This is a genomic window from Phycisphaeraceae bacterium (assembly GCA_019454185.1).
Lineage (GTDB): Bacteria > Planctomycetota > Phycisphaerae > Phycisphaerales > UBA1924 > JAHBWV01.
In genome coordinates this window covers 1763606-1783039 of record CP075368.1, presented here as the reverse complement: position 1 = coordinate 1783039, position 19434 = coordinate 1763606, and the positions used below count along the sequence as shown (strand labels likewise).

Annotated in this window: 13 protein-coding genes; 9 read left to right on the top strand and 4 right to left on the bottom strand. The window is 63.0% G+C overall.

The window, feature by feature from the left end; translation table 11 throughout:
• Nucleotides 1-7: 7 nt before the first annotated feature.
• On the bottom strand, nucleotides 8-1075 hold the full coding sequence (locus KF838_07545) for a DUF1570 domain-containing protein (protein QYK49699.1): 1068 nt from the start codon (nucleotides 1073-1075) through the stop codon (nucleotides 8-10).
• Between the two features lie 87 nt (nucleotides 1076-1162).
• Complete coding sequence (locus tag KF838_07540; GenBank protein QYK49698.1) at nucleotides 1163-2161, bottom strand: aldo/keto reductase; 999 nt, start codon at nucleotides 2159-2161, stop codon at nucleotides 1163-1165.
• Between the two features lie 199 nt (nucleotides 2162-2360).
• Between KF838_07540 and KF838_07535 the strand changes: the two genes are divergently transcribed.
• A complete protein-coding gene (locus tag KF838_07535) occupies nucleotides 2361-5261 on the top strand; it encodes a PAS domain-containing protein (GenBank protein ID QYK49697.1) in 2901 nt (966 codons plus the stop codon).
• Between the two features lie 96 nt (nucleotides 5262-5357).
• Nucleotides 5358-5618 (top strand): 4Fe-4S binding protein, encoded by a 261-nt coding sequence (locus KF838_07530; GenBank protein QYK49696.1) that lies wholly within the window; start codon nucleotides 5358-5360, stop codon nucleotides 5616-5618.
• A gap of 27 nt (nucleotides 5619-5645) precedes the next feature.
• Here KF838_07530 and KF838_07525 read toward each other — a convergent pair whose 3' ends face one another.
• Entirely contained in the window at nucleotides 5646-9740 is a 4095-nt protein-coding gene (locus tag KF838_07525; GenBank protein QYK49695.1) for a class I tRNA ligase family protein, read from the bottom strand.
• A gap of 35 nt (nucleotides 9741-9775) precedes the next feature.
• Here KF838_07525 and KF838_07520 point away from each other — a divergent pair, with 35 nt between their 5' ends.
• Together KF838_07520 and KF838_07515 are read left to right on the top strand one after the other, a co-directional pair.
• Nucleotides 9776-10822, top strand: coding sequence for a tetratricopeptide repeat protein (locus KF838_07520; GenBank protein QYK49694.1), 1047 nt, complete (start codon nucleotides 9776-9778; stop codon nucleotides 10820-10822).
• The gene (locus KF838_07515; GenBank protein ID QYK49693.1) at nucleotides 10782-12617 is read left to right on the top strand and encodes a hypothetical protein; all 1836 of its coding nucleotides are present in this window, start codon (nucleotides 10782-10784) and stop codon (nucleotides 12615-12617) included. The genes KF838_07520 and KF838_07515 overlap by 41 nt, the downstream gene beginning before the upstream one ends.
• A 107-nt stretch (nucleotides 12618-12724) precedes the next feature.
• On the opposite strand, the gene KF838_07510 is transcribed toward KF838_07515, so the two are convergent.
• Nucleotides 12725-13537 (bottom strand): PEP-CTERM sorting domain-containing protein, encoded by an 813-nt coding sequence (locus tag KF838_07510; GenBank protein QYK49692.1) that lies wholly within the window; start codon nucleotides 13535-13537, stop codon nucleotides 12725-12727.
• A gap of 253 nt (nucleotides 13538-13790) precedes the next feature.
• Here KF838_07510 and mdh point away from each other — a divergent pair, with 253 nt between their 5' ends.
• From mdh to KF838_07485, 5 genes are all read left to right on the top strand, one after another.
• Complete coding sequence (gene mdh / locus KF838_07505) at nucleotides 13791-14771, top strand: malate dehydrogenase (protein ID QYK49691.1); 981 nt, start codon at nucleotides 13791-13793, stop codon at nucleotides 14769-14771.
• Between the two features lie 65 nt (nucleotides 14772-14836).
• Nucleotides 14837-15892, top strand: a complete 1056-nt coding sequence (locus KF838_07500) for an FKBP-type peptidyl-prolyl cis-trans isomerase (protein ID QYK49690.1) — start codon at nucleotides 14837-14839, stop codon at nucleotides 15890-15892.
• Between the two features lie 61 nt (nucleotides 15893-15953).
• A complete protein-coding gene (locus KF838_07495) occupies nucleotides 15954-16901 on the top strand; it encodes a DnaJ domain-containing protein (GenBank protein ID QYK49689.1) in 948 nt (315 codons plus the stop codon).
• Nucleotides 16902-17001: 100 nt separating this feature from the next.
• Nucleotides 17002-18477: an undecaprenyl-phosphate glucose phosphotransferase gene (locus tag KF838_07490; GenBank protein QYK49688.1), complete on the top strand. Its 1476-nt coding sequence runs from the start codon at nucleotides 17002-17004 to the stop codon at nucleotides 18475-18477.
• A 15-nt stretch (nucleotides 18478-18492) separates the two neighbouring features.
• Complete coding sequence (locus KF838_07485) at nucleotides 18493-19341, top strand: WG repeat-containing protein (protein QYK49687.1); 849 nt, start codon at nucleotides 18493-18495, stop codon at nucleotides 19339-19341.
• Nucleotides 19342-19434 lie beyond the last annotated feature (93 nt).

The following is a 19434-nucleotide window of genomic DNA, read 5'->3' as shown; positions in this document are numbered from 1 at the left end:
GTTCGGATCAGCCGCTGAAGGGGCTTCGACCGAGCACGACGAGGTCCTTGCCTCCCGGTCTTGTGATCCGCTCCACAAAGCGACGGTATGAGTCCGATGCCGATTCGATGTCCTCTTTGAAATACGTCCGGAACACGGCTGTGCTTCTTACGGCGCGCCCACCGCTCTGCCCGCTGCCTACACGCATCGGAACGATCTGCCCCATGCGTCCCACGGCAGCGTCAGTGAGCAGACGCTCAAGACTCTCGCGACGCAGCCCACCTTCGCTCTCTCTGAGCCAATGGACCAGCGCCCAGACCTGCGCGTAATAGACCAAGGGGTCCGATGCCGACCGATCGAGCAACTCTCCCGGTTCGGACACAAGCAACGCTTCCAGAGGCATCAGCTTGCCCGATTCCCGCGCGGATCGAAGCGCGTCGTAACGCTCGACATTCGACCAGGGCAGGAACACCGGCCGATCCGAGAGTGTGTCCCAGCGATACCCCTCCATATACGCCGCGATGCCTTCTTCGAGCCAGATCGGCAATCGGTCTCTGAAGGTCGTTTGGGTGTACTGGTGCCACCCCTCGTGAGCGGCGATGGCGAGCGTGTCCTGAACTCCGATGTCGAAATAGACGCCCCGCCCGTCCGCCGCGTAGCCGCCGCGCTGGATCCGCAGGTACACCCCCGCGCGTTCACGCATCAGCGACTCCGTCAGCCGCGCCCACTGGGGCCGAGTCGCCAGCACGTATGTCTCAAGCCGTTGCGAGGGCGCGGGCAGAACGCCGAAAGAGCCGGTGTACGCAGCAATCGCGCTCTCGACGAAGGTCGGCAGGCGATCGAGCAGCAACCCGGGACGCACGGTCGTGAGAATCCGATAGGTCGTTGTTTCGATCACCTCGCCCGCAGCACCTTCAAACGTCCACGGGGCTCGGGAGACCACATACCGCCCCTGCCCGCGCCGGATTGCCGAGGTCTCTGTCGTGCTATCAGCGAACATCGCCGGTGTCGAGACCGATGTCTCTGTGGTGGCGCACCCCGTGAGAAGAGCCAACGTCGCGGTACCGATGCTGACTCCCCGAGCGATGACGCGCATCGGTCTCGTCCTCACCCGGATTGACATGGCAAACAACCGCATCGCGGGAACGTCCTCTCTGAGTGAGCCGATATCGAGTGTACGCGGTCAGACCAGCTCGAAGCCGGCCAGCGCCGTCGCGATACGGGACAAGTCATCGCTCGTCAGTCGAACGTCCGCGGCACCAGCGTTGTCGGAAACCTGCTGCTCGTTCCTCGCGCCGACCAACGCGTGCGTAACGCCCGGTTGCGCGAGTGTCCACGCGATGACCAACTGCCCGAGCGAGCACCCGTGTGCATCCGTGATCGGCCTGAACCGAGAGAGCAGGGCCTGGATACGCGTTCGATTCTCCACACTGAACCGCTTATGCGTGCGGCGCATGTCCCCTTCTGCATACTCACGCTCAGGGCCAGCTGTGCCGGTGAGAAGCCCAAGTGCCAGCGGCGAATACGCCAGCACCGCCACGCCATTCCGCTCACACCACGGCAACTGCTCCGCTTCCAGCTTGCGATCCAGCATCGAGTACTTCTCCTGATCGCTGTCCAGGCGCCCGACGCTGCGATACCGCTCCATCTGCGTCGTGCTCGCGTTACACACGCCGATCGCGCGGATCTTCCCCTCCTCGCGCAACCTCACCAGCGCGCCCATCGTCTCCTCCAGGGGCGTCACCCCCTCCTGCCAGTGCGTCTGATAGAGATCGATCCGATCCGTCTGCAAACGCTTCAGCGAGTCCTCCACCTCGCGTCGGATCGACTCTGGATTGTTGTAGATGTAGACCTCGATGTGCCCGTGCTCGCTCGGTCCCGATGCGGTTGATCGCATCTTCAACTCGCCCGCGCGCGTGTTGCACACCATGCCGCACTTGGTCGCGATCACCGCTTTATCCCGCCGCCCCTTGAGCGCACGTCCCACCACGATCTCCGAGTGCCCGAACCCGTAGATCGGCGCTGTGTCGATCAGGTTGATGCCGCGATCAAGTGCGCTGTGAATCGCCCGCACGGCCTCGTCCTCATCCGACCCGCCCCACATCCACCCGCCGATCGCCCAAGTCCCAAGCGCGATGACCGAGGCTTCAATCCCTGACTGACCTAGAGGCCGGGTTCGCATCTGTGTGCTCCGAGGCAATCGTCGAAAGTTGTGCTTCTCTCGCCTGCCATGGTCAATATACCTATCTGCCGCCATTCAATGCATGCCGCTGCGATGACAGAGGTTGCGCCCGCTGCGATCTCCGCACGATCGCTCCCCGCGTGGGATCTCCCCCCGGAACGCGTGTGTGAGTCTCGTCTTTCTGATACCCTTTGGCGACATGCCCGATGCGGACCAGACACAGCCGAAGCAGCGACGGGCCATCTCCCGTTGGATCTACCCCTTCCTTGTGTGGATGATGGTGGGCGTCCTGCTCTGTTTCATCCCGATCACGTATCTCGGTGTGAAGCGTCTCGAGGCGATCGGAGAGAAGCGAGATCAAGCCGTCTCCCTCCTTCGTGCGCGTCGCGCTCTGATTCTCGAGATCGTTCGCGCCGCCGAGCGTGAGCCGGAACGCCCCCTCTCGCAGGCAACGGCCTCGATGATCGAATCCATGCTCGACGACATCGCCAGACTCGGAGAGTCCGAGGATGGACAGGCAACGGTCATGGACGACGTCCGGATACGCCTCAGGCAAGCGACCGAAGCGCCGCGCGGCACGATCCTCGAAGCCACGATCCCAGCCCTCGACGAGCTCTATGTCAGAGACCAAGAGATCGTCGACGCCTATCGACTGCAGTTCGCCCGCATCGGCATCCAGGGCCCTTACTCGCTGCTCCTGCTCGAAGGGCTTGCGGTGATAGGGCTCGCCGGCGCGGCATGGATCGTGACAGCGGAGTTCCGGAGGCGTGACCGAGTCGAGTCCGAACTGAGACAGAGTCGCGAACGCCTCGCCGACGCCGAGCGTCTCGCGAAACTCGGACATTGGCAAGTCGATTGGGTCTCGAAGCGAGTCGATTTTTCCGACGCCTTGCACGGCATCCTCGGCATCCCGCGCGAGTACTTCGGCAACATGCTCGACGAGGCGTTCACGGTCATACACCCTGAGGATCGTGATCGAGTGCGAGAGTCAATCTCCGAACTCTCTGAGAATCCGCGCCCCCTCTTCGACCAGTTCAGGTTCATCGTGGATGGCGAGACACGCGTAATGTTCATACGAGGCACGCCCGTTCTCGATGACCAGAAGCGATTGGTTCGGGTCTGGGGAACCGCGCAGGACATCACAGACCAGGTCGAGGCCGAGCACGAGATTCGGCGTGGCGAGGACCGCTTCCGGGCCATCAGCGATTACGCTCCGCTGGTGGTCTTCCAGTGCCGGCCAGACGGCGCGAAGACATACATCAGCCCGCGATGGGAGCAGGTCACGGGCCAGCGGACCGAACACGCGATTGGCTGGGGATGGTCGGAGCTCATACACCCCGACGACAAGAAGCGCGTGATCGATTCGTGGCGTGAGGCCCTCGAGACGGCCGCGCCATGGGTGCATGAGTATCGGATCGTTCGCACCGATGGCAAGGTGCGTTGGTTGCATGTGCTTGCGTCTCCTATTCTGGACGAGCAGAGAGAAGTGACCAGTTACGTCGGGACAGCGGAAGACTTCACCGAGCGCCGCAACGCTCAGCGTGCCGCCCTCGCGTCTCAGGCCCGTTTCGATGCGGTCATCCGCGCCAGCAAGCAGATTCTGTACGACTGGGACCCCGAGACAAATACTGTCGAAATCGAGGGCAGCGCAGAAGATGTGCTCGGCCTTTCAACTGATGTCCTTCGATCGCTCGGCAAGTGGGCACTCCAGGTCCATCCAGACGACCGAGAGCGTTTCAATGACGAGATCGCCCGTGTCAAGGCAACCCGAGAGCCATTCAATCTCGAGTATCGAATGACGCGAACCGACGGGACGTACATCCACGTTCACGACCGCGGCTACTTCGTTCAGGCAAGCGACGACAAACTCCACATGATCGGCCTCGTTGCCGATGTCTCCGAGCGAAAGTCACTCGAGATCCAGTTCCATCAGGCCCAGAAGATGGAGTCGATCGGACGCCTCGCGGGTGGCATCGCGCACGACTTCAATAACTGGCTGACCGCGATCATCGGACACGCCCGAATCGCAAGAGACGCCGCGATAAAGCCCGAAGTCGCGGCCTCGCTCGACCAGATTCTGCTCGCCGCCGATTCCGCAGCCGACCTCACACGCCAGCTCGTCGCCTTCGCGCGAAAGCAGATCATCGAGCCCAAAGTCTGCCGCCCGGCGGATGTAGTCGATCGTGCTCGCACACTGATCGAGCCGCTCATCGGCGAGGGGATCACGCTCGAAGTACGAGCTTCCCACGACCTTCTCAACTTCCGCGTCGATCCCGCCCAGATCCAGCAGGTGCTCGTCAACCTCGTGATCAACGCGCGTGACGCCATGCCCGATGGCGGGTCGATCACCATCGAACTCGCAAACACGCAAGTCGATGCCGCCCTCGCACGCCAACTCGAAGGAATGCAGCCGGGTCAGTACGTGCAGATCGCCGTTACCGACCGCGGCTCCGGCATCCCCGCAGAGAACATTCCCCGCATCTTCGAGCCCTTCTTCACGACCAAAGAACAGGGGAAAGGGACCGGGCTCGGGCTGCCGACCGTCATGGGGATCATGCAGCAGAGCGGGGGCCACATCAAGGTAGAGAGCGAGGTCGGTTCGGGAACAACCTTCAGACTCTACTTCCCGGCAGCGAAGGGGTCGGCGAGGGCCGACACGGACCAATCCCGACAGGCGGGTTCTACACGCACCCAGGCCGTTGCCGACGATGCCGCGCCTTCCGAGACGATCCTCCTCGTGGAGGACCAGCCGCTCGTCAGAGACCTTGTCCGCGAGGTGCTGGAACGAAGGAAGTACACGGTCCTGCTCGCAGGTGATGCAGCCGAGGCGATGGCCGTTTCCGACACCCATAAGGGCCAGATCCACCTCCTCCTGACCGATCTTGTCCTACCGGGCATGAACGGGCGCGACCTCGCGGCCGAGATCGAACGCCGCCGCCCCGGCATCCGGGTGCTCCTCTCATCCGGATACACGGACCGGCTCGCCGAGATCGAGCCCGGACTCTGCTTTATCCAGAAACCGTACAGCCCGGACGCCCTCGCAGCAGCGGTTCGGCATGCGATCGATTCGCCCGCCGCCACCGCATCGAGCCGCGCCTAAACCGCCGATCCCGATCGAAACGATAAAGAACCCGGCCTCACGTCCCTTTGGCGTGGCCCTACACTCCACGCCACCCTCCATACGAGTTTCACGACCATGCCACACGTCATCGCCGAACCCTGCATCGGAACCAAGGACACCTCGTGCGTCGAGGTCTGCCCCGTTGACTGCATCCACCCCACCAAGGCAGAGGCCGATTTCGGCACCTGCGATCAGCTCTACATCGACCCGGACACCTGCATCGACTGCGGGCTCTGCGTCGACGAGTGTCCGGTGAAGGCGATCTTCCCACAAGAGGATCTGCCGACCGAGTGGAACAAGTACATCCAGATCAATCTGGAGTACTACAAGAAATAATCGGGCATGCCCCGTCCTCGAAGGGCATCACGAGAGTCTCGCGAGGTTCGCCCGCGCCGCCTCGCGATCAGCGATGGCCTTGGCCAGTTGGTCCCGTGTCTGATCGACCAGGTGCTTGGGAGCCCGGTCGGCGTATCCGGGATTGCCGAGCCGTCCCTCGAGCGCCGCGATCGACTTGTCGAGATCGGCCACCTGCTTCGCCAGACGCTCGCGCTCCGCGCCCGCATCCACCTGATCGGCAAGATCGCTGAGGAAGCACTCCTTTGAGTCGAACATGAACGACACGGACGCGCCGGTGGGCTTCGAAACGCCGGCTTCGGCGAGTCCCGCGAGCGTTTCGACCATTCCGGCGGCGGAGGTGATCTCTGCCGCCAGATCGGCGTGGACGTGCAGTTTCACGCGCCGCTTCGGCGCCACCTGGTGCTGGCTCCGCACCTCGCGGCAGGCCGTCACCAACTGGCGCAGCCGCTCGAACGAGGCCTCGGCCTCGGCATCTCGCAGCGCCGCATCCGCCTTCGGCCAATGCTCGCGGCAGAGCAGCCCGTTCCACTTCGCGTTCGCACGCCGCGCGGCGTCCTTGGGTTCGCCCACAAGATCCAGTCCCGCGATGGCAGCGGTGGGGGGGAGCGACCGTACACGCTCGTGGATCGCCTCGGTGATGTACGGCGCGATCGGATGCAGCATCCGCAGGATCGCATCCAGCGTCGCACGCAGCACCGCCCGCTGCGGCGCGGAGGATGCAACCGTCGGCTTGATCGCTTCCAGATACCAGTCGCAGAAATCACGCCACAAGAGGTCGTACATCGCGGTCGCGTACGGCGCGTACTGGTACGACGCGAGCGACTGATCGATATCAGCCACTGTCGCCGCCACGCGCGAGAGCATCCACCTGTCGATCAGCGAAAGATCACCCGCTCTCACGCTCTCCTTCGTGCCTTCGTGCCTTTGTGCCTCCGTGCCTTCCGCCTTCTCCAGAATGGAGACCACGAACCGTGCCGCATTCCAGAGCTTGTTGCAGAAGTTCCGCCCCTGGTCGAACTTCGGGCTGGTGTTCTTGCCGCTGGTGGGGTCACGCTCGACGGGCATCCGCACATCCTGCGTGCTCGTCGTCATCTGGACGAGCGTGAAGCGCATCGCGTCGGAGCCGTGGCTCTCGATGATGTCGAGCGGGTCCACGCCGTTACCGAGCGACTTGGACATCTTCCGCCCCTCGCCATCCTGGATGACCGAGTGGATGAAGACGTCGCGGAACGGCACGGGACCCTTCCCCTTGCCTCCTTCCGGGCTCTCCTTCTTCGTGCCTTCGTGCCTGTGTGCCTTCGTGCCTTCCGGTCTGAGGTACCTATTGAACATCACCATGCGGCTGACCCACAGGGTGATGATCTCCCGCGCCGTGCACAGCACCGATGTCGGGTTGAACGCGTCGAGCATCTGCGGGAAATCTGCGATCCCCGTCGCCTTCGCCGCGGCTGCCGCGTCCGGCCACCCCATCGTGCTCATAGGCCACAGGGCGGACGAGAACCACGTGTCGAGGACGTCGGGATCTTGTGTCACGTCCGATAGCTGACTCGCGAGCTCCCGAGCGTTCTGCCAGGCAGCTTCACCGTACTCGCTCTTGAATGCCGCCCATTCGGCCTTCTGTTCGTCCATCGAGCCTCGCCGCGCTATCCGCTGGATGTGCGACAAAAACTTTTGTGCTCGCTCAGTGCGAGCACAAGCAATGCCAAAGTAAATGCGTTCGCCGAGGGATTTTCCGGTGCTGGGAGCAACGCTGTTGACGCCATCTCTATTGAAATGAATCTCAGAGGCGACCCCGCATGCGCTCGCTGCTCGAAATCCAAGATCGTCAATTCGAGACTCTTGCTGCAGGTTCTGAATCTCCCAAGATTGAGGTACGCCAACATCTACGCCCTGTGCAGTGTTCTGATGAAGATAGTAAACCGGTATCCGATGCCCCCACCAAAGCTGGCGGCTGATGCACCAGTCCCTGATGTTCTCGTGCCACGTCTCGTACGTCTTCGCGTACCGCTCCGGATAGAACTTCAGCGAGCCGTCGCCGGTGTCTCTGTCTTTGGTGGCACCGCTCTCCAGAGCGGTGTGCCTTTGGTCTTTCTGCTTCCATATGCATTCGAGAATCGACGCGGACAGATACGTCCATGCGTAGTCGGATGGCCGTGCACAGATACCGTCCTCGACTGGATTGCGGAGGATGTACTCGACAAAGTCGCCAAGCCAGCCCCGGTCACGGACGATGTGGTCGAACCGCTCATCCTGCCACAGATGCCCGTTCGTTCTTCTTGATTCGTTGATTCTGCGAGCGGTGAACTTCTTGACGCCTGAAACCCACTCTCCCACACCGATGGTCTGCAACGGCCGGATGATCGCGTGCACATGGTCGGGCATGACGCACGCGGCAAAGAGATCGAATGCCTCGCCCTCGCCATGCCTCATTGATTCGAGGACAGCAGTTCGTTCCTGAGCAGATAACGCGCCTGTCATCAATCGCCATGTCACAAAGTAAGTGGCACCCTTGAGTTCCACATGTGGCAGGTTGCGAAGAGAGCGAATGAGCCCATTGGGAGAGGGCTCAAATGGTGGATAAGGGTCCATTCCGACAAAGCCCGCTGGTGCAAGGGGGCGGGACTTGAAGCTATCGATGGCCGAACCACCGCTCTGGAGAGCGGTGCCACCCAAGGCCCCTCTTTGTTCCGGCACCATCGCGTCCACCGCAGCACCGGCCAGTTTCGAGTCCGTCACCCTCACGTACCACTGATCGCTCAGGTACGGCTCGATGATCGCCTTGCTTCGGTCGCTGTGCTTGACGCTGTGGCGGTACGGCCTTACCTCTTCGAGCAGCCCGCGCTGCTTGAACTCGGCGACCACGCGATTTCGCGCATCGGCCATGGTGAGACCCACAAACATTGCGCCGTCCTTCGATTCGCTCCACAATTTCTCGCTTGTCACGCGGCCATCCGACTCCATCATGTTGCAGAGACCGTCACCGACTCTCATCAGCGAGTCCACCCGCTCCTTGTGCCGCTGGTAGAGCTGGTAGTCGTTCTCATCGTGCGCGGGCGTCACTTTCAGGAACCCCGTGGCGAACTTCGCCTTCGGGTCGTTCTTCTCTTCTTCGCTCGTCGCAAGCGACTCCGGCAGCACCACGTACGAGTCCACAAGGATCGGCACCACCCGCTTGATGATGGGCAGCTCCACGCAGAGGTCCTTGAGCACTGCCGCGCGAGGATCCTTCGGGCTCACCGCCACCGCGGTATCGCCGAGGTACGTCTCCGGCCTGGTCGTCGCGACCGTAATCCAAGCTCGCTCATTCGCCGCGCCCTTGATGTGCTCAGCCGGGAATCCGAGGTGCTTGAGCTCACCCCACGTGATTCCCTTTCCGTCACCCTTGTCACGCACCAGCGGATACCGCAAGTAATAGAACGCTCCATCGATCTCCTGATCGAAGCACTCATCATCCGCCACCGCGGTCTGCAGCACCGGATCCCAGTTCACCAGGCGCTTGCCGCGATAGATCAGCCCATCCTTGAACAGCTGGAAGAACGCCTCGCGCACCGCCGCGGCACACACCTCATCCATCGTGAACCGCTGGCGCTCCCAGTCGCACGAGCACCCCATCCGCTTGAGCTGATCCGTGATGACCTTCTCGTACTCGTCCTTGAACGCCTGGATCTTTCCGACGAACTCGCGCCGGCCTTCTTCGCCCTTGAAGTCCGCGCGGCGTCTTCCCTCTTCCTTCAGCACGCGCTTTTCGACCACGCTCTGCGTGGCGATCCCCGCGTGGTCCGTCCCCGGCATCCACAGCGTCTCGAACCCCTTCATCCGGTGGGCCCGCACCAGCACATCCTGCAGCGTGTTGTTGAGCGCGTGGCCAAGGTGCAGCGCGGCGGTGACGTTCGGGGGCGGAATCACGATCGCATACGGCTCCGCCTCCCCGTTCAGAACGCGCGAAGGGTCAGCGTGGAACGCGCCGGTGGACTCCCAGTGTGCACGGATACGATCCTCGTGCTCGGTGGGCTTGTAGGTCTTCGGGAGGTCGTTCGAGGGCGCAGCCGCTCCGGGCTTCGGATCGGTGCTGGAAGACGGATTCGGTGCGTGATCGGTCATGGCGTCAAGGGTATCGCCGTGCCGATAGGGATGCGATGATGAACCGGTCAGAGCCAGACAACAAAGTACAAGACGGGCAGTGGCGAGCCGGCAAGGTCAACCTCGCCACACTCATTGCCGCCCTCGTTCTTCTTTCCGCCTTCATTCTCAGCATCCTGACCATATCCGGACGCCCTGAACCGAGTGTGGCATCAGGAGCACCCAATCAGCAGCGGATCTCGCCCGCGGAAGCGACCGAGGCCATACTTGTCTCCGTCCAGCAACACGTGCGGGCGGGTGATCACGGGCAAGCCGCAGCGATCCTCGAAGAAGCCGTGAGGAACTATGCCGATCAGCAGGAACTGCGGATCGCTCTTGCAGAGACCTACATCGCACTCAATCGCTCGGGTGATGCATACGAGCAGTTCCTCGCCGCACTGACGATCGGTCCTCGGGACGCATCAACCGAATTCGCAGCCGGCACGATGGCGAGGATGAACAATCGCTTCGATCTCGCGCTCGAGCACTACTCCGCCGCCCAGAATGCCGAGAAGTCCAATCCGACCTATCCGCTCTATCTCGCCCAGATGCAGCGCAAGCTGGATCTGACGGAAGACGCCAAGGTCTCGCTCTTGAGAGTGGTCGCGCTCCAGCCCGAGAACGCGATCGCATGGGGCACCCTGGCCGACATCGCACTCGCTGAGAACAAGATCGATCTCGCTCTCCAGCACGTCGCGCGTGCCCGCGAGCTCGAGCCGAGAGTGGGTGCATGGCGACTGATCGAGGCGAGAGCTCTGAAGCGTCAGTCGAAGCCGGAGCAGGCCTTGCTCGTTCTCGACGGTCTCTCCGATCTGGATCGCCAGGAGTTGCACAACGTCCGCCTGATCGCCGAGTGCAACGCGATGCTCGGCAAACGCCAGGAGGCGGTCGCCTGCGTCGTCGATGCCTCCCGGGCTCGGCCGGGCGATGCAGATCTCGCTCTGGAGGCCGCGATCTGGCTCTACAACGCCGGCGACAAGGACGCCGCCCGCACATTCGCCATGCGTGCCTATACACTTGGCAGTGACTCTGCTTCATCGCTGCTCGAACAGATCGGGGAATGAACCGCCATCACCCAACCCGGTCGGCGGCCGATTCCCTGCGAACCCTCTGAAGCAACTCCATCTCACGCACCGCACAGCGTCTCTCGCATGGCTCTGCGCCCTCATCACCGTCACGACCCTTCTCTCGCTCGGGTGCTCAGAGCCCTCCCAGACAAACCGCGATGAATCCGCAAGGCCGGTGAGAAAGGGCCCACTCGGGCCGATCAGCCCGATTGAAGAGCGGGTCGATCATGTCATGGGCACCACGCTCGTCCTTCCAGTGAACGTTCTGCCTTCGCTCGCAAAGCCCGGACCGATCTCTGCTCAGCTCGAAGATGGGCGCGAGATCGCCGCAAAGTTGGTGTGGATTCGCGTCGAGTTCGATCCGAACGAGTTCGCTCGCTGGCTCCCCGAATCCGGCTCGTGGAGCGTGATCGATTCCCCCCAGGGTCGCCCCGGCGAGGGTCAGGGATACTGGGCGATACTGACCGATCTTCCTCTGGACGCCGCCGGGCAGGGCGTCTGGATCGAACGCGGTCTCATCGAGATCAACTGGATCGCACCCCTCCCGCAGGGTCGCAACTCCGGCGCCCTCACGCCGGTCTTTCCCGAAGCGATCGGTTCACCGGGGTATCAGGCATATCTCACGCCGGAGTTCTCCAGCCCTTCAAGGCGCTGGCGTGCGCGTCTCTCCACCGAGGGGCTGGCGGGCTCCCTCCCCTTGCTCATTCCTGATCGAGACGAAGAACGTGCTCCAATCCCCGATCCTCTCGAAGCGATCGCCTCCCAGCAGGAATCCCGCTGGGCCGCGGCTCTCACTCGACTACACCAGGATGATCCCGACCTGTGCGAACGCCTCAGGCGCGTGCTCTGCATGCACGCGGTTCTCGACAACGGCATACGCATCCCAGCATGGCCGCTCAGCCAACGTCGGCTCGATCGTCTCCTCTCCGAACTCCTCAATCCCGGCGGAAGCGTCCGAACTCGCGCAAGGGCCGCCGCCGACTTCATCGCCGATCAACCACTCGGGCTCGCCTGGGTCATCGACGATGCCGGACTCGTCGACGCCGCAACCGGGGACGCGATCTCCACGGTGGGCATCGTCAACCTCGGCGACCGCGCGACACTCGCGTGGGCCGCGTCGTCCGCGAGCGAATCTCCTACCAACATCACAACGCTCGAAAGCGGCCGTGGCGTCGCCCTCACTTCAACCTCACGCAAGGTGCCGGACGGCACCGGGTCGATCGATATCAATGTCGGGCGTTGGAACACCAGCCGCACAGTGCTCAGCTCGCCGATCCCCGTCTCCCCACCCGGCCTCAGAATGGGCCCCTTTCTGCCCACATGGACCCTCGACCGCTGGCAGGCCGCCGCAGAACCGACACGCCGACCCGGAGATGCGGAGTGGACGACCGCAGCATTGCTCGAGCGGCTACCCGGCTCGAACGAAGAGTGGACACTTTATGTCGAGTGCCTGCGCCCCGAACAAGCCGGAAACGACGCGGATTCCGTCAGGATCTGGCTCGGCCCGCGTTCGAAGCCGATCTCCGTCATCCGCGTGACGCGTGGCGGCACGCCCACCGACGAACTCTCACTCACGACGCCCCAGATCCTCGCGGGCTCGATGCGGGTTCAATCCGATCGCTGGTCATTCCGGATACGTCTGCCGCGTGCCGCATTCGACGCCCAGGGCGGCATCACCCTCGGCCTTGAACGCATCGGCTCCCAGGGCAGACGATGGACATGGCCACGCCCGATCGCCCCATGGCAATCCGAACCCGGACGCGTCCGGCTGGACACATCACGCTGGGGTTGACCAACCCGCCTGACGTGCCCGCACTCCAGTTCCAAAATGAATCGCCCGGCCGAGTGGGCCGGGCGATCGTGATGCGTGCAAAGATTCAGTCAACCACTATCAGAGCATCAGCGACGACGACGCCCGAAGGCCAGCGCGGAGCCGATCATCAGCAGCCCGGCCGCTGAGGGCGCGGGCACGACAACCATACCGACAACGCCCGGGGTGTACACATTCTCAAGGACCATGTCCGTCATGAACGCGCCCGTCATCTGGTCGATCCAGCCGACCTCGAGCGTGCCGAGGTCATTCCGCTGCACCGCTGCATACAACGTCCCGTTGAAGAAATCCAGATCGTGATTCTGGAAGTCAAATCCCATGGAGCCGACCAGCGTGCTCGCCGGCGTCGGTCCGTTGCTGAGCGAGTAGTCGACGGTGTAGATCGCGTCGGAGTTGCTGCTCGCACCCCAGAAGGTGTCCGTCGCCGCGTCATATGCCGCGCCGCCGTTGCTGATAGTTCCCGTGGGTCCGACAGGCGTCACGGCGAAGGTGACGGGGTTGATCTGGTCCAGGTTCTGCGAGCCGCCCCGATACCCGTAGATCGAGCCGTTCGCGAAGACCATGCCCGGATACGTGCTGTCGAATCCGTCATACAACAGCGTCAGCGAAGGAGCAGCCGAGAACGCTCCATCAAGCCGGTATAGCTCAAAGGTGCCGTTCACGCTCGCTGTCGAGCTGATCGCCCAGATCTCGCCTCCGGGCATCGTGAACATCGACACAATGTCGTCGGACAGGGCGAATGACTGCACGCCCCCGCCCGACGAGGCGCGGAAGAGTGTCGAACCCTCTGTGACCAGATACGTTGGTGATGCGGACGCGACTCCCGCCGCGACCAAGACCATTCCACACACCGCGACGATCTTCTTCGTGCTCTTCATCATCTTGCCTCCTTCTCTCTGAGTGCTCTGCTCGAAAGCTGTCTATGACACTACCGTTATGTCATTATCACGGCTGCGGCAGGCGTTTGGATGCGGAATCCATCAGGTTTCTTCGTATTTGAACCTCCGATGACGCACGCCACGACTCGCTGCAGATGCCGCGCGAACCAGCACGCTCTGCCTATAGTTGTGCCAACTCGTGGATGGGTAGGTCGGAAATCAAACACAAAGCATTGAATCACAGGGGTTTAAGGCCATGCGTCGTGCCAAGATCAGCATCATCGGAGCGGGCAACGTCGGAGCCACGTGCGCCCACTGGGCAGCCGCGAAGGAACTCGGCGACATCGTCCTCCTCGACATCCCGAACAAGGACAAACCCGAACAGCACATGCCCAAGGGCAAGGCACTCGACCTCGCCTGTTGCGCTCCGATCGAGCGATTCGACAGCACGATCCACGGAACCTTCGACTACAAAGACATCGCGGGCTCTGACATCGTCGTCATCACCGCCGGTCTGCCCCGCAAGCCGGGGATGAGCCGCGACGACCTTCTGGCCGTCAACGTCCCCATCGTTCGCAGTGTGAGCGAGAAGGTGAAGGAGTTTGCGCCCGATTCGATCATCATTGTCGTCGCAAACCCGCTCGACGCGATGGTGTACACGGCCTGGAAGACAACCGGATTCCCGACCAGTCGCATCATGGGCCAGGCAGGCGCGCTCGACGTCGCTCGATTCCGCCAGTTCGTCGCGATGGAACTCGGCGTCAGCGTCGAAGACATCTCCGCGCTCTTGCTCGGTGGTCACGGTGACGACATGGTTCCTCTCCCGCGCCTCACCAGCGTCAGCGGCATCCCCCTCACCGAACTCATGCCCGCAGACAAGATCCACGCATGCGTCGAGCGTGCCAAGGTCGGTGGCGGCGAGATCGTCAAGCTCATGGGCACCAGCGCGTACTACGCCCCCGCCAGCGGCACCATCCAGATGGTCGAGGCGATCGTCAAGGACAAGAAGCGGATCGTTCCCAGTGCCGCGTACTGCGAGGACGAGTTCGGCGTCGCCCCAGGCAAAAAGGGCAAGGGCTACTTCGTCGGCGTCCCCGCTCTGCTCGGCTCAAAGGGCGTTGAGCGCATCGTCACCTTCGGCCTCACGACCGACGAGCAGAAACTCATGGATGAGTCGGTCAGCCACGTCAAGGACCTCGTTGGTGCAGTGACCAAGCTCTTCCCCGACCTCGCATGAGATACACCCGGCGGGCCTGTTTCTCCCTGTCAAACACCCTGTCGTCTCAAGAAGGAGTCATCGGAATGCTCCGAACCCTGATGTCCAGAGTCGCTTGTCTGACGCTGCTTGTCGGAGCGTCCCACGCAAACGCGTTGCAGCCATCATCCTCCGATGGGATCGTCGCGCCCGCATGGTCCTCGAGCGAGACACGCACCGTCGGAGAGATGCTCGCGGGTGTCTGGAAGTCCGGTTCCGTCGCCCAGTCAGATGGACAGGGTTCCATCGGCATCGTGATGGCGATCGCGCATGTCAATGTTGAGGGCGTGCCCGATGCCCTGTACGTCGAAGCCGCACGCGAAGACGCCCTCTGGCAGCCCTATCGCCAGGCGATCTTCCAGGTGTACGCCTACAAGGGCGGTCTGCGCCTCCGCACATACGAGATCCGCAACAACCCCGGTATCAAGAACGCGATCGTCGGCTTTGTCTACGCCCCCGAACTCATGCCGACGCTCACCCGCGACGACCTCATCGCAACTCTCGATCTCGATCTGAAGAACTCCGGCGCGGGGTTCGTCGGCCAGACGCCCTATCCCTATCCCACGGGCGTCGGCGGCGCGGTCGAGATGACCAGCCGCATCGAGCTCTCACCCACAGCCCTTGCCTCGATGGATCAGGGCATTGCCGCCGATGGCTCCATTGCCTGGGGATCGAGCGAGGGAGAGAAGTACGAGTTCACAAAGATCGAAAGCCCCGTGAGCGTCACCAGAACGCCCGAGGGTGTTGTCATGATCACCCTCGCCAAGGGAGAAGGCGAGCCCCTCGCCGACGGACAACTCGCCACCGTGCACTACACCGGATACATCGACGACGGCTATTCGTTCGATAGCTCCCGCAAGCGAGCCCAGCCCATGACCTTCCGCTGGCCCGGACAGATGATCCCCGGCTGGAACCTCGGGGTCGCGGGTCTCAAGAACGGAGAGCGTCGCAGGGTCATCATCCCCTCCGACCTCGGATACGGACCCAACGGGAACCCGCAGGCACGCATCCCAGGCAACGCACGCCTCACCTTCGATATCGAATGCGTGCTCCTCCAGGATGCGCCGGTCCAGAGCCAGCCCTCGCCCTCCGGCGGCCACTGAACACGTCCCCTGATGTATTCATCGCTCCTCGCACGCTCATAGTCCGGGGAGTCCCGCGGATATGTCCCAACGCGACTACTACGAAGTGCTCGGCGTGCCTCGAACCGCGAACGCGGACGAGATCCGCCGCGCGCATCGCAAGCTCGCGCGTCAGTTCCACCCGGATGTCAACAAGTCGCCGGACGCCGCGCGGAAATTCGCCGAACTCCAGCAGGCCTACGAAGTCCTCTCCGACTCAGGCAAAAGAGCGGCATACGACAAATTCGGGCACAACCAACCGGGCGCCGCCTCGCAAAGCGCAGGACAATCGGGGCCGTTCCGCTGGTCAACCTCTGGCGGCTCAGGCGGCTTCGACTTCGAAGCCGAAGATCTCGGCTCCGTCTTCGACGCCTTCTTCGGCTCGCGCTACGGGCAGTCGCAGCCCAGCCAACAGGCCGGACAGAGAGCACAAAGACCCCGCAGAGCCCAACGACAACAAACCGTGCAGATCCGCGTTCCCTTCCTCGTCGCATCTCGAGGCGGCACCCACTCGACTCACATCTCGATCGACGGTGTGCAGAAGACAGTCGAGGTCGCAATTCCGCCCGGAACCGCCGAAGGAACCAAGCTCCGCGTGAAGCCCCCGGGCAGCGAGACCCACATCGTCTTCGTCGTTGCGATCGAGCCCCACCCCGTCCTCACACGACTCGATTCCGGCCGCGGCAACCTGGACCTCGCTCTGGATGTGCCTCTGACGATTCCCGAAGCGGTCCTCGGTGCCACCGTCCGCGTCCCTACACTTGACGGTTCGGCGGATCTGGCGATCCCGCCCGGGTCGAGTTCCGGTCGTAAACTACGCTTGCGAGGGCTGGGCATTCGGCTCTCAGATGGCACTGCGGGCGACCTTTACGCAACCGTGCGCATCATCGCTCCGGAGCCATCACGCATCACGCCCGAACTCCGGTCAGAACTCGAAGCCCTCGCCTCGCGATTGCGATCGCCGAGAGACGGACCCGGTTGGCCTAAGTGATGCGGGCTGGCCACAAAGCCCCAGCATCGGGCCAGACTTGACAGACCATGCCCCACCGGCGAAAGTGAACGCTCGGTGAGGGTCCCAGGACACCGAATCAGTGCTGAAGCAGCAGCATCAACTCTTTGTCTTCCTCCTCGGCGCATTCGACGCGATCGTTGTCGCCGCGGCGTGCTACGGCGCATGGGGAGTCAGGCGGACGCTCCTGACCGAGCCGCCGCTGCCCGATTGGGAGTCATACTTCAAGCAGCCCCTCGTCCTCTTCGCTGTCCCCATCACCCTCTACATGCTCTGGACCTTCCGGCTCTACCGGCCACGCCGAGACCGCTCGCTCCTGCACGAACTCGTCCAGGTTGGAAAGGCCAGCGTCGGCGCGATGGCCGCGTTGATCGTTGTCCTCTGGGCCGTCGGCAGCGGCGCCATCGAGAGCGAACCCCGACGCATCGACCACGCAGACCAGTACGTCGTCGTCGCGGGTCGCGCGCTCGACGCGGGCCGTGTCCAACTCATGTCGCTCGGCGTGCTCCTCCCGCTCCTGCTCGGCATCCACCGCGCGCTGGCACGCATCGCCCTCCGCGAAGTCAGACGCAGGGGAAAGAACCTCCGCCACGTTGCCATCATCGGCGATGGCCGTCTCGGCGCAATCGTCTGTCGCACCCTCGACCGCAATCCGTGGACCGGCATCCACGTCTCCTATTTCATCTCCCATCACGAGACCTCTTCCCGACCGAGGTGCGCCAACCGCCCCGTCGCCGGAGGGCTCTCCGAACTCGAAACGATCCTCTCCAAGTTCCCTGTCGATTCTGTCTACATCGCCGTCCCGACCGCTCGCTCCGCCATCATCCCCCGCGTGCTCCAGCGCCTGGAAAAGTTCGTCGTCGACGTCCGCATCGTCCCCGACGTCCAGGCCCGATACCTGCCCCAGAGCATGGCCGTCGCCGAACTCGACGGCATGCCCATCCTCAGCTACCGCGAGAGCCCGCTCTATGGCCTCGGCGGCATGCAGAAACGCGTCATCGACTTCCTCGGCGCGATCGGCGCCCTCATCGTCTTCGGCCCACTCATGGCCATCATCGCGATCTGCGTGCGACTCGGCTCGCCCGGACCGGTGATCTTCAGACAGCGTCGCGTCGGCCTCGGGGGCGAGACCTTCAGCATCTACAAGTTCCGCACCATGTACCACGTCGAGGACGAGGGCGAGGGCTCGCTCGCATGGACAAAGCGTGGCGATCCGCGCGTCACTCCGATCGGCCGTTGGCTCCGACGCACCTCACTCGACGAACTTCCGCAGCTCTTCAACGTACTCCGAGGCGAGATGTCCCTCGTCGGCCCACGCCCCGAGCGCCCCGAACTGGCCGAGCAGTTCCGCGAGAGCTGGCGCGGGTACATGATCCGCCAGCACGTCAAGGCCGGCATGACCGGATGGGCGCAGGTCAACGGCCTCCGAGGCGACTCCAGTCTCCGCAAGCGCCTTCAGTACGACCTCTACTACGTCAAGCACTGGTCGCTCGGCCTCGACCTCCGCATCCTCTGGCTCACGATCTTCAAGGGCTTCGTTCATCCCAACGCACATTGAGGAGGAGCAGGCCCGATGTCACGCGTCCATCGAAAGGCATTCTTGGGCCTTGCTCTTGTGTCGGCAGCGGCGAGCTCCATTCTCGTACGCGAATGTCGGAGCGAGCGACTCCCGATGGTGCCGGTGTACTGGCGAGCGTCGGACTTGGTACCGCCCGGCGATCTGTCGCCTGACGACCTCTTCCAGGTCAACGTGAATGGTCTCACTGGCTACATCGATCGAACCGGGTCGATGCGGATCACACCCCGATTTGAGCACGCGAGCCCCTTCTCAGAGGGGCTCGCGTGGGCCTCGCGAGACGGCCTGTATGGCTACATCGACACGAAGGGCGAGTGGGTGATCCAGCCCTCGTATACATTGGCGCAGCACTTCTCGCACGGCCTCGCCCCCGTCCGCAACGCAGGCGGGTTGCACGGCTATATCCGCCCGGACGGCTCGTGGGCGATCGAGCCGCAGTTCGAGAGCGCGAGGAGCTTCAACACCGACGGTGGGCTCTCGTCGGAAAGATCTCGCTCAAGGGCAGATTTCTCTCGATCCTCGATGCAGAATCGGCAAGCGACTGGACCTATTGGTGGATCGACACCTCTGGTCGAAAGGTCGCGACATGCCTCGATCCATACAATCCGTCAGTCGAACCCGGCGGCCTCGGTCTCAAATGGGAAGGAGGTGGCGTCGGCTATGTGGATCACACAGGACAATTCGTCATTCAACCCGTGTTCGCAGAGGCCGGCCAGTTCTCAGAGGGTGTGGCGCCCGTCAGAGCCGTCGGCGGCAAGTGGGGTTGCATCGATGCCGCCGGGAACTGGGTCATCGAACCGAAATGGGACTGGGCATACGGCTTCAAAAACGGCTTGTGCGAAGTGACGTTCGTCGGAGCGAACGGCTATGTGAATCGCCATGGTGAAGTGGTCTGGGCGCACCCAACGTGGATCACTGCAGAGTAACGATGCTCCATAG